This window comes from Arenibaculum pallidiluteum (genome assembly GCF_017355985.1).
Lineage (GTDB): Bacteria > Pseudomonadota > Alphaproteobacteria > Azospirillales > Azospirillaceae > Arenibaculum > Arenibaculum pallidiluteum.
The window spans coordinates 57712-70725 of record NZ_JAFIQU010000019.1 but is presented as its reverse complement, the minus strand read 5'-3'; the positions used below and the strand labels follow the sequence as shown (position 1 = coordinate 70725).

Here is a 13014-nt window from a genome sequence, read left to right as displayed (position 1 = left end):
GTCACCGGACCAGAGGGGCGAGGATACCGAGGGGCAGCGGCACCTTCAGCAGATCGGAGAAGGTCACGTGGATGGCGGCCGTGATGCCCAGGGCGACCAAGGCCGCCATCCACCAGCGCGTGCCCAGCGAGACGCAGAGCGCGAAGACGATCAGCACCGAGCAGACCGCGAAGCCGAGCGGCTCCGCGGCCAGCAGGTAGAACAGCACGGACCCGAAGGCGAGCGCGAACTTGGCCGGGCCGTGGAAGGACCGTTCCCTGTCCGGCAGCTCGACGACGCCGCGCCAGGCGCGTGCGCCCGACGCGATCAGGAACAGCGACAGCCCGCCGACCAGGATCGCGATGGCCATAGGGAAGACGGCCGCGCCGTAGTCCTGCCCCGGTGTCGCGGGCAGGGTGCTGGAGTAGAGGCCGAGCGCCACCGCCGAAGCGAGCAGCACCCCTCCCGTGACGGCGTCGTTGATGCGCATGCCGTGCGCCCGCCTTCCGGACCGCCGACTACTTGGCGATGCCCACGGCCTTCATGACCGTGCCGAGCTTCGCGTCGCTGTCCGCCATGAAGGTGCCGAACTGGTCGCCCGCGGCATACTGCATGCCGAAGCCGCGCTGGTTCATGAAGCCCTTGTAGTCCTCGGACTTGTAGATCTTGTCCAGGGCCTGGACGAGCCGGTCGCCGACCTCCTTCGGAAGGCCCTTGGGACCGACGATCCCGCGCCAGGCGCCAACGTCGTACTCGAAGCCCAGCTCGGACTTCAGGGTCGGAATGTTGGGCATCGCGGGGTTCGGCTCCTTGCCGAAGGTGACAAGGCTCTTGACCCGGCCGGCATCGATCACCGAGCGCGCCTCGGGCAGCGAGCAGGGGACGATCTCGACGCCGCCCGCCATGAGGTCCTGCAGGCCCGGCGCCGCGCCCTGGCTCGGCACCCAGGCGACCGCATTCGGCGCGATCTTCAGCTCGTTCAGCATGCCGGCGATGGCGAGGTGCCAGATGCCGCCCTGTCCGGTGCCCGATGCCTTGAACTTCCCGGGCTGCGCCTTGATGGCCTCGACCAGCTCCTTGGCGTTCTTGTACGGCGCGTCGGCGCGCACCTGCAGCGCGGCGGGGTCGTAGTTCATGAGGGCGAGCGGCGTGTAGTCCTTGCTCGTCAGCTCGGTCAGCCCCTGCCAGTGCAGCATGCCGATCTCGACCGTGGCCATGCCCAGCGTGTAGCCGTCGCGGGGCGCCGCGGCGATCGCGGCGTGCCCGACCACGCCGTTGCCGCCGGTGCGGTTCACGACGTTGACGGGCTGGCCGAGCTCCTTCTCCAGCAGCGTGCCGATGATGCGGGCCGTCGCGTCGGTGCCGCCGCCCGCGCCCCAGGGCACGATCAGGGTGATCGGTCGCTCGGGATAGGCGGCCTGGCTCGGCGTCGCGAAGGTCCCGGCGAAGAGCGTCACGGCCACGGCGGCCACGGCCGACAGGAACTGTCTGCGCATTGTTTTCCTCCCTTTATGCATTCGGTGGTTCACGTGGCCCTGGCGGCCCGCGCTAGTAGGTCGCGCGCCCGCCGGAGATGTCGAAGACGGCGCCGGTGGTGAAGGAGCAGTCCTCGGTCGCGATCCAGGCGATCATGCCCGCGACCTCCTCGACCTCCAGGAAACGCCCCATGGGGATCTTCGACAGCATGAAGTCGATGTGCTCCTGCCTCATCTGGGCGAAGATCTCCGTCTTGGCCGCGGCCGGCGTGACGCAGTTCACCGTGATGCCCTTCGTGGCGAGCTCCTTCCCCAGCGACTTGGTCAGCGCGATCAGCCCGGCCTTGGACGCGCTGTAGTGCGAGGCGTTGGGGTTCCCCTCCTTCCCGGCGATGGAGGCGACATTCACGATGCGGCCGTATCCGCGGGCCAGCATCAGCGGGACGATGGCGCGCGAGGTCAGGAACGGGCCGATCAGGTTCACCTCGACGACGCGGCGCCACACGGCCGGGTCGAGCTGCCAGGTGACGTCGTTGCCGCCGGTGATCCCGGCATTGTTGACCAGGATGTCGATCTTGCCGAATCGGGTCGCGGCCGCGTCGGCCGCGGCGGCGACCGAGGCCTCGTCGGTCAGCTCCACCACCGCTGCGTCCACGGTGCCGAGGCCCGAGAGCGCACGCACCGATTCGTCCAGCCGGGCGCCATCCACGTCCCACAGCGAGACGGAGCCGCCCGAGCGCAGGATGCGCTCGGCCACGGCGTAGCCGATGCCACGCGCTCCGCCGGTCACCACGGCCACGCGGCCTCCGAGATCGAGCTGGTTCACGTCGGGTTTCCCTGGATCGAGTGACAATGGGCAGGGCGTGGCCCCGCCGGCGCGGATGCGGCCGGGAATGCAGCGCCGCCTGGGCTGCACCGCGGCAATTGGTACAAACATCGTACCGCTGAACCATAATGTTGTGTCTACTGAAATTTGAGAGATCCCGCCAACGGCGGGGCGCCGCAGCAGCCCGAGCGGGTGACTATGCCGATCCAGGTCCTTCAGCACCGACGCGTGCACGAGCAGATTGCCGAACAGCTCCGGACACTGGTCGCCTCGGGTGAATACCCGCCCGGTGGCAGGCTGCCGCCGGAGCGCGAGCTGGCGGTGCGGCTGGGCGTCAGCCGCGGCTCGCTGCGCCAGGCGCTCGTGGCGCTGGAAGTCGGCGGGGTCCTCGACATCCGAGTCGGCAGCGGAGTCTTCGTGACGGCGGACGCCCTGACGCGCGTGCATCACTGGACGCCCGGCGACGGCGCCGGGCTGCCGCCGCTGGACATCGTCGCGGCGCGCGCGCTGGTCGAGAGCGAAACCGCGGCGCTGGCCGCCGAGAACGCAACCGACGAGCAGTTGCGGGGGGTCGTGCTCGCGGCGGCATCGCTGCGCGATGCCGAGCATCGGTACGACCTCCGGCATCCCGCCGACCGCGCCTTCCACCTGCGCATCGCGGAGGCGAGCGGCAACCGCGCGCTGCTGCACCTGGTGACCGAGCTCTGGGACTGCCAGCGCGGGCCGCTCTACCGGCGGCTCGAGGACCATTTCAGCACGCCGCGGATGCGCGATCTCGCCATCGACGACCACCAGGCCATCGTAGACGCCCTGCTGGGGCGGGATCCATCGCGTGCGCGCCGAGCCATGCGCCGCCACCTCGACCGCGTCCATGCGGGCCTTGCCGCGGGCGCCGGCAACAAGGCCGGCGGCTGACCCGCGGCTGGAGTGCAGAGCCGGTGGCGGGGGCCCCTCGCCGGGCCGCGGGTGCATGTCAGGCTGCGGCAATGCTACGGTGGCAGAGGCTTGGCGATGCTGCCGGATTGAAAGCCCGATGCGAATTCTGCTCGTTGAGGACGAGAACGAACTGGCCTTGGCCCTGCGCTCGGCGCTCGGCCGGCGCGGGTTCGTCGTGGACTGGGTACCCGATCTGACCCAGGCCCGCGAGGCGATCCGCGATCCGGGCCTGCGTGCCGTGCTGCTGGACCGCCGCCTTCCGGATGGGGACGGTGTCAGCCTGTTGCCGGAGATCGCCGCGCTGCCGCACCGCCCGCCCGTGATCGTGCTGACCGCCCGCGCGCAGACGGAAGACCGCGTCAGAGGCCTTGATGCAGGCGCCGACGACTATCTGGCCAAGCCCTTCGAGCTGGACGAGCTGCTGGCACGTCTGCGCGCGGTGGCCCGGCGGCGGGAGAGCGCTCCGACGGAGCTCCTGGCGCTCGGCGCTCTCGCCTTCGACCCCGTACAGCGCGAGGCGCGGGTTGGGGGGCTACCGTTGCAGCTGCGGCGGCGAGAACTGGCGCTGCTGGAAGTCCTGCTGCGGCGCGCCGGCCGCGTCGTGCTTCGCGAGACCATCGAGGCGGCGCTGTTCGGCTTCGATGACGCTCCCAGCTCCAATACCCTCGACGCCCACGTCTCGCGCCTGCGGCGACGGCTCGCCGAATCCGGTGCCCGCGTGGCGATCCATGCGCTCCGCGGGGTCGGCTACATGGCGAAGGCGGAATGATGCGCGCGCTGGCAGGAAGCCGATCACCCTCCCTTGCCCGACGGATGATCGTGGGGCTGGTGGCGTTCCCTGCGCTGGTCGGGCTCCTGGTGCTGCTGGCGGAGCCGCTGACGGCCGATGGGGTGTCCTTCGCCGAATGGGTCGCCAGGGAACAGGTCAAGCCCCTGCTCGCCGAATCCCTCCTCCGCGACGCCAGCGGCCGGCTCGTCCTGGAGCCCTCCCCGGAACTGGCGGCCTACATGGCGGAGAACCCGGGCTTCTGGTTCTTCGCCGTCGACGGGATGACGAAGATCGAAGGGGGGGCGGCTCGATCGCTCGACATATTCGACGGGGACCGGGTCAATTCGCATGGCGCGACCTTCCACCTGGTCTCCAGGGGCGGGCATGTCGGGGTGCTGTTCGGTGATCACCGCGGCGACCTGTGGGCCGGCATCTGCGCATGGCTCGCGGACCGGCTTCATCGTTGGCTGGTCGCGCTCCTCGTGCTCGCCGCCTGCACCACGCTGATCACCGTCCGTCTGGTGCGGTTCCTGCTGCGGCCCGTGCAGCGCGCCGCGGAGGCCGCCGCGGCGCTGACGCCGGGGCAGCCGGTGCCGGCCCTTCCGGAGGCTGGCGTGCCCGCGGAGATTCTGCCCCTGGTCACCGCCACGAACGCTGCCTTGGCCCGGCTGGATCAGGAACATGAGCGCCAGCGCCGCTTCATCGCCAACGCGGCCCATGAGCTGCGGACGCCGATCGCCATCCTCGGCGTCCGGCTGGACGAGCTGCCGGAGAGCTCGGTGAAGCTGGCGTTGCGCCATGACGTGAAGCGGCTGGTCATGCTGACGAACCAGCTTCTCGACGTAGAGCGGCTGCATCACGGGCGTGCCGACCAGCGAAGGCCTGTCGACATCGTGGCGCTGGCGCGCGAGGTGGTGGCGGAGATGGGCCCGCTGGCGATCGGCCTCGGCAGCACGCTCTCCTTCGAGACGGCCCTGCCGCGGCTGGACCTGCGCGGCGACGAACAGGCGCTGCGCGGCGTTTTCCTGAACCTCGTGAGCAACGCGCTGACCCACGGGGGAGCGAACATCACGGTCGAGGTGCGCGTCCGGGACGACGGCGCCGTCGAGGTCGCAGACGACGGCATCGGCGTGGCCGCGGACGCGCGGGACCGCGTGTTCGAGGCCTTCCAGCGGTCCGGCGGCGGCGGTGGCGCGGGGCTGGGCCTGTACATCGTGCGCGAGGTGCTGCGGGCCCACGGAGCCTCGATCGAACTGCGCGACGGGCAGCCCGGATCCGTGTTCCTGATCCGCTTTCCGGCCTCGTGCCGGGAGGCGGCCGCTCCTGGGCGAGCGGCCGACGCCACGGACCTGTCCGCCATGGCGGGTCAGGCACTGTAAGCGCATATGCCGGGACGTGATGTCCCGCCGCTCGGCAACGCCGCCGGTTCCCCCGCTTCGAGGCCGTGCTTCCCGACGTCAGGCGGGCATGTCCACGCCGAAACGCCCGGCCCAGTCGCGCAGGCTCTCCAAAATGCCGGGGTGCAGCGCCACGCCATGCTCCATCGCCTCGCGCCGGCGGGCAAGGCCCTGCTGGCCCGGCAGGCGTACCGCCGCGACGCCGGGGCGCGGCGGATTGCTGCGGCATGCCTCGGCGATCCAGCCGGTCTGCCGCACGAAGGCGGGGGTGCCGGCGAAGGCTTCTGGGTCCATGAGCTGGAGGTAGACCGATGCCCCCCAGCCCTTGGGGGCATCGGCGCGGCCGAAGCCGCCGAGGCCCTGGGTCACGGCCTCGACCGTCAGCGCCAGGCCATACCCCTTGTGCCCGTGATCGAGGCCGCCGACCGGCAGGATCGTGCCCGGCGGGTCGGCGAAGAGAACGCCCGGGTCGTCGGTCGGGTTGCCCTGCGCATCCATCAGCCAGGGATGGGGCAGCCGGCCGCCTTCGCGGTGGAGCCGGCCGGTCAGGCCGTTGGTGGTGATCGAGGCGCTGACATCGACCAGGATCGGGTCGCCGTCCGTGGGGATGCCCACCGCGACCGGGTCGGGCGTGAACACCGCCCGCGTCCCGCCGAACGGCGCCACGCTCGCCGCGGCGGGGTCCGAGGAGAACAGCAGCATCATGGCGCCGCGCTCGGTGGCGCGGCGCAGGAAGGCCGCGAGGCATCCGATGTGGTGGCTGTTGCGGATCGCCACGCCGACGAGGCCGTGGCGCGGCAGCCGCTCCAGCGCGAGGTCGAGGGCGTGGGCCGTCAGCCAGACGCCCGGCAGGCGGTGCCCGTCGAGCGTCAGCACCCCGCCGCGGTCGGAGACGACCTCCGGCATGCCCGTGCGCGCCATGCTGCCGGTCTCCAACTCGCGCAGGTAAGGCGCGCAGAGCTGCAGGCCGTGCGTCGTATGGCCCATCAGGTCGGCATCCACCAGCAGCTCGGCCACCACTGCGGCCTTGTCCCCGTCCAGTCCCGCGCGAGCCAGAAGCGCGCTGGCGAAGGCGACGAGGTCGCCGGGGCGGTGGCGGGGTGCGTTACCCCCAGCTGCGTGGTCGTGAGTCATCGGGCAATGGCCTCCCTGGTTGCTGCGGCTCTATCCTACAGGGCGCCCGCGGGCGCAATGGGTCGGAAGGGGCAGGCCCGCTAGCCATGCTCCGGCCCGCCATGGCCTGTCAGGCGCCGTTCGGCTTCTTGAACTCGACCTCTACGAAGCGGAAGGGGAATGCATTGGCATTCACCACGTTGTGCTCGACCCCGGAGGGACGCCGGTAGGAACCGCCGGTGCTCAGGCCAGCCCGCACGGGGCCGTCGGGCGTTTCCAGCAGCAGCTCGCCGTCCGAAAGCGGGACGACGAGGTAGTCGTGGTCGTGGCGGTGCCATCCCGTCTCGGCGCCGGGTGCGAAGCTCCACAGCGTGACGCGGAGCTCCGCGTCGTCGAACTGCACCGTCGGCTCGGCCTTCGGTCTCGACGCACCGCTCTCGCTTCCCATGCTCGTCTCCTTTCCTGTCCGTTCGGCTCAGAACAGCCTGGCGCCGATTTCGGCGGCCGCCTGCTTCAGAAGCGCCAGATGACGCGGTCTGCCATCTTCGACCACCACGGTGGTGAGCGTCGATATGCTCAGCGCGCCGGCAAGCCGGCCGCTCCGGTCGAAGATCGGCACGCCGACCCCGGCCAGCCCCACGAAGAAGTCGTCGAGCGCCAGCTCCCAGCCCTGCGCGCGGATTCGCTCGGCCTCCCGCCCCAGAAGCTCGGGGTCGGTCTGGCTGGCGGGCGTGCGCTGCGGCATGTCCAGCGACAGCGCCAGCCGCCGCTCCTCGGGCGAGATGAAGGCGAGCAGGACGCGCGGTCCGCCGCCGCAGCTCAGCGGCGTGCGGCTTCCCACGGCGAACCAGGACGCGTCGATCCCCGGGAGGGGTGTGCGGACCCGTTCGATGCACAGCGCCGTTCCCTCGTGGTGGACCCACAGGAAGGCGGTCGCGCCGGTCCGTTCGGCGACCTCGACCAACCAGGGGGCGGCGACCTCGCGCAGGTCGCGGCCGGTCTCGACCGCCGAGGCCAGCTCCAGGACACCCACCGCCAGCGAGAAGAGCCCCGTCCGAGGGTCGTGGTCCACCAGGTTGCCCAGTGCCAGGGTGTGCAGCAGCCGCCGCGCGGTGCCCTTGTCGAGGCGGGCCGACCGCGCGAGCTCGGTCAGCGTCTGTCTCGGCCGTTCGGCGCTGAACGAGCGGAGCAGCGCGATTCCCCGGTCCAGCGCGCGCACCACCGGAACACCGGGCTTTGCTGCGATCTTTCGGCGTTCGCCTGGCTCGGCCACGACGGTTCCGGTCTGCAAGGTTCGCGTCTACGATCTCTGGCTGTGGCCCGGGTGTCAAGCGATGACACTAATGACCATCATTTGACACCATTCCCGACCACTGTTCTAATCTTTCCGCGTTGCGGCGCTCGCGCGCCTTCGCCTCCCCGACCAGCAGAACGGAGTGCACCGATGCCGTCACTGAGGATTGCGACTGCCGCCGCGTTCGTTTCCCTCCTGGCGCTCGGGAGTTCGGCCGGCTGGGCGCAGGCGCCGAAGCGGGGAGGCACGGTGCATGCGATCGTGACGCCCGAGCCGCCGATGCTGATGCAGGGGCTGAGCCAGACCGGGCCCACCAACATGGTGGCGGGTAACATCTACGAATCCCTGCTGCGCTTCGACGAGAAGCTGAACCCGCAGCCATCCCTGGCGCGGAGCTGGGAGGTCACCGACGGGGCGAAGGTCTACACCTTCAAGCTGCAGCCGAACGTGAAGTGGCACGACGGCAAGCCCTTCTCGGCCGAGGACGTGGTCTTCACCCTGGACAAGTTCCTGCGCGAGGTGCATCCGCGCTGGCGCCCGATCGCCAACGCCCAGGTCGAGAAGATCGAGCAGCTCGACGCCGAGACGGTGCGCATCACGCTGAAGCAGCCCTTCGGCCCACTGCTCTTCGCGATGGAGGTCGCGTCCGCGCCCATCGTTCCCAAGCACGTCTACGAGGGAACGGACTACAAGGCCAACCCGATGAACAACACCCCCATCGGGACCGGGCCCTTCAAGCTGAAGGAATGGAAGCGCGGCTCCTACATCCACCTCGTGCGGAACGAGGACTACTGGATCAAGGACAAGCCGGCGCTGGACGAGGTGTTCTGGCAGATCATCCCCGACGCGGCCTCGCGCGCCGTGGCGTACGAGACCGGCAAGGTCGACGTGCTGACCGGCGGCTCGGTCGACATCTTCGACGTGCCGCGGCTCGCCCAGCTTCCCAACACCTGCGTGACCACCAAGGGCTGGGAGATGTTCGCTCCCCACGCCTGGATCACGGTCAACCACCGCAATGGCATCCTGGGCAACAAGCAGTTCCGCCAGGGCCTGATGCACGCGATCGACCGCGAGTTCGGCAAGGACGTCGTCTGGAACGGCTATGGGAAGATCCCCACCGGGCCGATCTCCTCGAAGACGAAGTTCTATTCCGACGACGTGAAGAAGTACGACTACGACGTCAAGAAGGCCCGGGACCTGATCAAGCAGTCCGGCTACAAGGGCGAGACCATCAAGTTCCTGGCGCTGCCCTACGGGGAGACCTGGACGCGCTGGGCCGAGGCCGTGAAGCAGAATTTCGCCGAGGTCGGCGTCAACCTCGAGATCGTCACGACGGACGTTCCCGGCTGGGTCCAGAAGACCAGCGACTGGGACTTCGACCTGACCTTCAACTTCCTGTACCAGCTCGGCGATCCCGCCATCGGCGTCTCGCGCAGCTATGTCTCCAGCAACATCGCCAAGGGCAACCCCTTTGGCAATGTCGGCGGCTACTCGAACCCCGAGGCCGACAAGTTCTTCGCCGATGCCGCCGTCGCGGCGACCGAGGCGGAGCGGCAGACGCTGTACACCAAGGTCCAGCAGATCCTCGCCGAAGACCTGCCGGTGCTGTGGCTGCTGGAGATGGACTTCCCCACGATCCACCGCTGCAACGTGAAGAACCTCGTCACGACGGCGATCGGGGTCAACGACGGCTTCCGCGACGCCTGGAAGGAGTAGCGGCGGACACCGGGAGGCCTGGGGCCTCCCGGTCCAGACCTGCGTCCGTTCCGGTGCTCGCGAGGCAGTCCGTCGATGGGTTTGATCCGCTTTCTGGCGCTGCGGCTCGGCAAGGGCATCCTGGTGCTCTTCGCCATCGCCGTGCTGAACTTCCTGCTGGTCCGGGCCGCACCGGGCGACCCGGCACAGGTGATGGCAGGGGAGGCCGGGGCGGCGGATGCCGTCTTCCTGGAGCAGCTCCGCGAACGCTTCGGCCTCGACCGGCCGCTCCCCGAGCAGCTCTGGGTCTATATCAAGGGCTATTCGACGCTCGACCTCGGCTTCAGCTACCGCCAGCAGCGCCCGGTCGCCGAGGTCATCTTCGAGCGGCTTCCGGCCACGCTCCTGCTGACTGGCGCGGCGTTCGGCCTGTCCCTCGTGCTCGGCGTCGTGCTCGGCGCGCTTGCGGCCCGGCGCGTGGGACGCGCCTCCGACAGCGCGATTACCGTGGCGGCGCTGATCTTCTATGCCACGCCGCTCTTCTGGATCGCGCTGATGAGCCAGGTCGTGTTCTCGCTGAAGCTGGGATGGCTTCCGAACGTCGGCTACGAGACGATCGGGGCCAACCTGACCGGCGCCGCGCGCGCCCTGGACATCGGGCGCCATCTCGTCCTGCCGGCGGTCACGCTCGGCCTGTTCTTCACGGCGCTCTACGCCCGCATGATGCGCGCCTCCATGCTCGAGGTCGCGGGTGCCGACTTCGTGAAGACCGCCCATGCCAAGGGGCTCTCCCCGGCGGTCGTGACGCGGCGGCACATGGCGCGCAACGCCATCCTGCCCGTGGTCACGCTGGCGGGGGTGCAGGCCGGGCAGCTCGTGGGCGGCGCGGTGCTGACGGAGACGGTCTTCGCATGGCCCGGCATCGGCCGCCTGATGTACGAGGCGCTGGTGCAGCGCGACTATTCGGTGCTTCTGGGCGTCTTCTTCATCTCGTCGGCCATGGTCATTCTCTTCAACCTTGTGACCGACCTGCTGTACCGCGTCGTCGACCCGCGCATCGAGGGTGGGGCATGAGCGGACTCGCCCGTTTCGCGCGCAACCGGGGCGCCCTGATCGGCCTGGTGCTGCTGGTCCTCCTGATCGCCGTGGCGTTGCTGGGGCCGAGCCTCTACCCGACCTCGCCCTGGCGGCTGGTCGGGCGGCCCTTCATGGCGCCCTTCGCGATGGACCGCTTCCCGCTCGGTACCGACACGCTGGGCCGCGACATCGCCGCCGGGCTGGTGCACGGCGCGCGCGTCTCGCTGCTGATCGGGCTCGTCTCGACCCTGGTGTCGCTGATGATCGGCGTGCCGGTCGGGGCGCTCGCGGGATATCTTGGCGGCGTCGCCGACGACCTGCTGATGCGCTTCACCGAGTTCTTCCAGACCATCCCGAGCTTCGCACTGGCGATCGTGATCGTCGCGATCCTGCAGCCCTCGCTGACCTCGATCGTGATCGCGATCGCGATCGTGAGCTGGCCGCCGGTGGCCCGGCTCGTGCGTGGCGAGGTGATGTCGCTGAGGAGCCGGGAATACGTGCTGGCGGCGGTCACCGTGGGACAGTCCACGCCGCGCATCATCCTCACGCAGGTGCTTCCCAACACCGTCGCGCCCATCGTCGTGATGGGCTCGCTGATGGTGGCTTCGGCGATCCTGCTGGAATCCTCGCTATCCTTCCTGGGGCTCGGTGATCCGAACCTGATGACCTGGGGCTACATGGTCGGGGCGGGCCGCACGCGGCTGCTGGATGCCTGGTGGATCAGCTTCCTCCCGGGCCTCGCGATCTTCCTGACGGTGCTGGCCCTGAACCTCGTCGGCGAAGGGCTGAACGACGCGCTCAACCCGCGGCTGGCACGGGGGAGGGACTGATGGCGGATGCCGTCCTCGAGATCCGGAACCTGACCCTGGCGCTGCCCGCGCAGGCCGACCGCCCCCATGCCGTGAGCGGCATTGACCTGACGATCGGCGCCGGCGAGACGCTCTGCATCGTCGGAGAGTCGGGGTCAGGCAAGTCCATGTGCGCCCATGCCGTAATGGGCCTGCTGCCCAAGGGCGTGAGACCGGAATCGGGCGAGATCCGGCTTGGCGGGCGAGACCTGCTGAAGCTCGGCCCGGCGGCCCTGCGCGACGTGCGCGGTCGGGAGGTCGGGATGATCTTCCAGGAGCCCATGACCTCGCTCAACCCGCTGATGCGGGTTGCGGACCAGATCGCCGAGACCTTCGAGGCCCATGGCCTTCTGAGCCGCGCGGAGCGGCTGGAGCGGGCCGTGACGCTGCTGGACGAGGTCGGGCTGCCGGACCCGGCACGGATCGCGCGCGCCTATCCGCACGAACTCTCGGGCGGTCAGCGCCAGCGGGTCATGATCGCCGCGGCCCTGGCGCTGGGTCCGAAGCTGCTGATCGCGGACGAGCCGACGACGGCGCTCGACGTGACGACCCAGGCGCAGATCCTGAGGCTGATCGACAGGCTGCGGCACGACCACGGGACGGCCGTTCTCTTCATCACCCACGACTTCGGCGTGGTCGCCGAGATCGCCGACCGGATCGCCGTTCTCCAGCAGGGCCTGCTGGTGGAGGAGGGCGCGGCGGACGCCGTGCTGTCGGCGCCGCGGCACGACTATACGCGGCGCCTGCTCGCCGCTGTTCCCTCGCTTGTTCCGCCGCGCCGTCCGGAACGGGCGGCGGGGGCGCCGGCGCTTGCGGTCCAGGCCGTGACGAAGGTCTACAAGCCGCGCGGCTTCCTCGTGAAGGGACGCGGGGTCAAGGCCGTGGATTCCGTCTCCTTCGACATCGCGCGGGGCGAGACGCTGGGTCTGGTCGGCGAGTCCGGATCCGGGAAGTCGACCGTCGGGCGCTGCTGCCTGCGCCTGGTCGAGCCCGACGAGGGCACGGTCCGGGTCGGCGAGCTCGCGGTTACTGGCCTTTCCGTGCGTGCCCTCCGGCCGCACCGGCGGCGCATTCAGATGGTCTTCCAGGACCCCTTCGCCTCGCTGAATCCCCGGCGCAAGGTCGGCCGGATCATCGCCGAGGGACCCATCGCCCAGGGCGTGCCAAGGGCCAAGGCCGAGGAGCGCGCCCGGGACCTGCTGTCGCTCGTCGGCCTTTCGGCCGGAGCGGCGGAGCGCTACCCCCACGAGTTCTCGGGCGGGCAGCGCCAGCGGATCGGCATCGCCCGTGCGCTTGCCCTCGACCCCGAGGTGCTCGTGGCCGACGAGGCGGTGTCCGCCCTCGACGTATCGGTCCAGGCCCAGATCCTGGAGCTGCTGAAGGACGTGCAGGGCAAGCTCGGGCTCGCGATCCTGTTCATCACCCACGACCTGCGGGTGGCAGCCCAGATCTGCGATCGCATCGCGGTCATGCAGCGCGGCGCCATCGTCGAGATGGGCCCCACCGAGGCGCTCTTCGCCAACCCCGCCCACGACTATACCCGCCAGTTGCTGGCGGCCGTGCCCGGCGGGCGGCGGCTCGCCTCGATTCCGGCACCCTGAACCG

At 70.1% G+C, this 13014-nt stretch carries 13 protein-coding genes; 7 read left to right on the top strand and 6 right to left on the bottom strand.

Going from position 1 to position 13014, the window contains the following annotated elements; translation table 11 throughout:
• Position 1 precedes the first annotated feature (1 nt).
• Genes JUB13_RS26230 through JUB13_RS26220 form a run of 3 tightly spaced genes read right to left on the bottom strand, consistent with a single transcriptional unit; the run spans position 2 to position 2280 of the window.
• Positions 2-469 carry a tripartite tricarboxylate transporter TctB family protein gene (locus JUB13_RS26230; RefSeq protein WP_207484392.1) on the bottom strand — a complete coding sequence of 156 codons (468 nt, stop codon included), beginning with the start codon at positions 467-469 and terminating at the stop codon, positions 2-4.
• 28 nt (positions 470-497) lie between these two features.
• A complete protein-coding gene (locus JUB13_RS26225; protein WP_207484390.1) occupies positions 498-1475 on the bottom strand; it encodes a Bug family tripartite tricarboxylate transporter substrate binding protein in 978 nt (325 codons plus the stop codon).
• Positions 1476-1527: 52 nt separating this feature from the next.
• Positions 1528-2280, bottom strand: a complete 753-nt coding sequence (locus tag JUB13_RS26220; protein ID WP_328703027.1) for an SDR family NAD(P)-dependent oxidoreductase — start codon at positions 2278-2280, stop codon at positions 1528-1530.
• A 198-nt stretch (positions 2281-2478) separates the two neighbouring features.
• Between JUB13_RS26220 and JUB13_RS26215 the strand changes: the two genes are divergently transcribed.
• The 3 genes from JUB13_RS26215 (at position 2479) to JUB13_RS32140 (ending at position 5364) form a co-directional block, all read left to right on the top strand.
• Complete coding sequence (locus JUB13_RS26215) at positions 2479-3195, top strand: FadR/GntR family transcriptional regulator (protein ID WP_207484386.1); 717 nt, start codon at positions 2479-2481, stop codon at positions 3193-3195.
• A gap of 118 nt (positions 3196-3313) precedes the next feature.
• The gene (locus JUB13_RS26210; protein WP_207484385.1) at positions 3314-3985 is read left to right on the top strand and encodes a response regulator transcription factor; all 672 of its coding nucleotides are present in this window, start codon (positions 3314-3316) and stop codon (positions 3983-3985) included.
• A 59-nt stretch (positions 3986-4044) separates the two neighbouring features.
• Positions 4045-5364: a sensor histidine kinase gene (locus tag JUB13_RS32140; RefSeq protein WP_207484384.1), complete on the top strand. Its 1320-nt coding sequence runs from the start codon at positions 4045-4047 to the stop codon at positions 5362-5364.
• A 78-nt stretch (positions 5365-5442) separates the two neighbouring features.
• Here JUB13_RS32140 and JUB13_RS26200 read toward each other — a convergent pair whose 3' ends face one another.
• From JUB13_RS26200 to JUB13_RS26190, 3 genes are all read right to left on the bottom strand, one after another.
• A complete protein-coding gene (locus tag JUB13_RS26200; protein WP_207484383.1) occupies positions 5443-6516 on the bottom strand; it encodes an Ldh family oxidoreductase in 1074 nt (357 codons plus the stop codon).
• A gap of 109 nt (positions 6517-6625) precedes the next feature.
• Complete coding sequence (locus tag JUB13_RS26195; RefSeq protein WP_207484382.1) at positions 6626-6943, bottom strand: cupin domain-containing protein; 318 nt, start codon at positions 6941-6943, stop codon at positions 6626-6628.
• A 27-nt stretch (positions 6944-6970) separates the two neighbouring features.
• Positions 6971-7786, bottom strand: a complete 816-nt coding sequence (locus tag JUB13_RS26190; protein WP_211115642.1) for an IclR family transcriptional regulator — start codon at positions 7784-7786, stop codon at positions 6971-6973.
• Positions 7787-7939: 153 nt separating this feature from the next.
• Here JUB13_RS26190 and JUB13_RS26185 point away from each other — a divergent pair, with 153 nt between their 5' ends.
• The 4 genes from JUB13_RS26185 to JUB13_RS26170 all read left to right on the top strand — a co-directional run bounded on the left by JUB13_RS26185 (position 7940) and on the right by JUB13_RS26170 (position 13010).
• Positions 7940-9505 carry an ABC transporter substrate-binding protein gene (locus JUB13_RS26185; protein WP_207484380.1) on the top strand — a complete coding sequence of 522 codons (1566 nt, stop codon included), beginning with the start codon at positions 7940-7942 and terminating at the stop codon, positions 9503-9505.
• Between the two features lie 75 nt (positions 9506-9580).
• Entirely contained in the window at positions 9581-10558 is a 978-nt protein-coding gene (locus tag JUB13_RS26180; protein WP_207484378.1) for an ABC transporter permease, read from the top strand.
• Positions 10555-11391 carry an ABC transporter permease gene (locus JUB13_RS26175; RefSeq protein ID WP_207484376.1) on the top strand — a complete coding sequence of 279 codons (837 nt, stop codon included), beginning with the start codon at positions 10555-10557 and terminating at the stop codon, positions 11389-11391. Before JUB13_RS26180 ends, JUB13_RS26175 begins: the two co-directional genes overlap by 4 nt.
• Positions 11391-13010, top strand: coding sequence for an ABC transporter ATP-binding protein (locus JUB13_RS26170; RefSeq protein ID WP_207484375.1), 1620 nt, complete (start codon positions 11391-11393; stop codon positions 13008-13010). The genes JUB13_RS26175 and JUB13_RS26170 overlap by 1 nt, the downstream gene beginning before the upstream one ends.
• The last annotated feature ends 4 nt before the right edge of the window (positions 13011-13014 follow it).

Coding starts and splice junctions, on each gene's coding strand:
- JUB13_RS26180 (WP_207484378.1), top strand. CDS start 9,581: ATGGGTTTGATCCGCTTTCTGGCGCTGCGGCTCGGCAAGGGCATCCTG.
- JUB13_RS26170 (WP_207484375.1), top strand. CDS start 11,391: ATGGCGGATGCCGTCCTCGAGATCCGGAACCTGACCCTGGCGCTGCCC.
- JUB13_RS26215 (WP_207484386.1), top strand. CDS start 2,479: ATGCCGATCCAGGTCCTTCAGCACCGACGCGTGCACGAGCAGATTGCC.
- JUB13_RS26200 (WP_207484383.1), bottom strand. CDS start 6,516: ATGACTCACGACCACGCAGCTGGGGGTAACGCACCCCGCCACCGCCCC.
- JUB13_RS26195 (WP_207484382.1), bottom strand. CDS start 6,943: ATGGGAAGCGAGAGCGGTGCGTCGAGACCGAAGGCCGAGCCGACGGTG.
- JUB13_RS26175 (WP_207484376.1), top strand. CDS start 10,555: ATGAGCGGACTCGCCCGTTTCGCGCGCAACCGGGGCGCCCTGATCGGC.
- JUB13_RS26185 (WP_207484380.1), top strand. CDS start 7,940: ATGCCGTCACTGAGGATTGCGACTGCCGCCGCGTTCGTTTCCCTCCTG.
- JUB13_RS26230 (WP_207484392.1), bottom strand. CDS start 469: ATGCGCATCAACGACGCCGTCACGGGAGGGGTGCTGCTCGCTTCGGCG.
- JUB13_RS26225 (WP_207484390.1), bottom strand. CDS start 1,475: ATGCGCAGACAGTTCCTGTCGGCCGTGGCCGCCGTGGCCGTGACGCTC.
- JUB13_RS26210 (WP_207484385.1), top strand. CDS start 3,314: ATGCGAATTCTGCTCGTTGAGGACGAGAACGAACTGGCCTTGGCCCTG.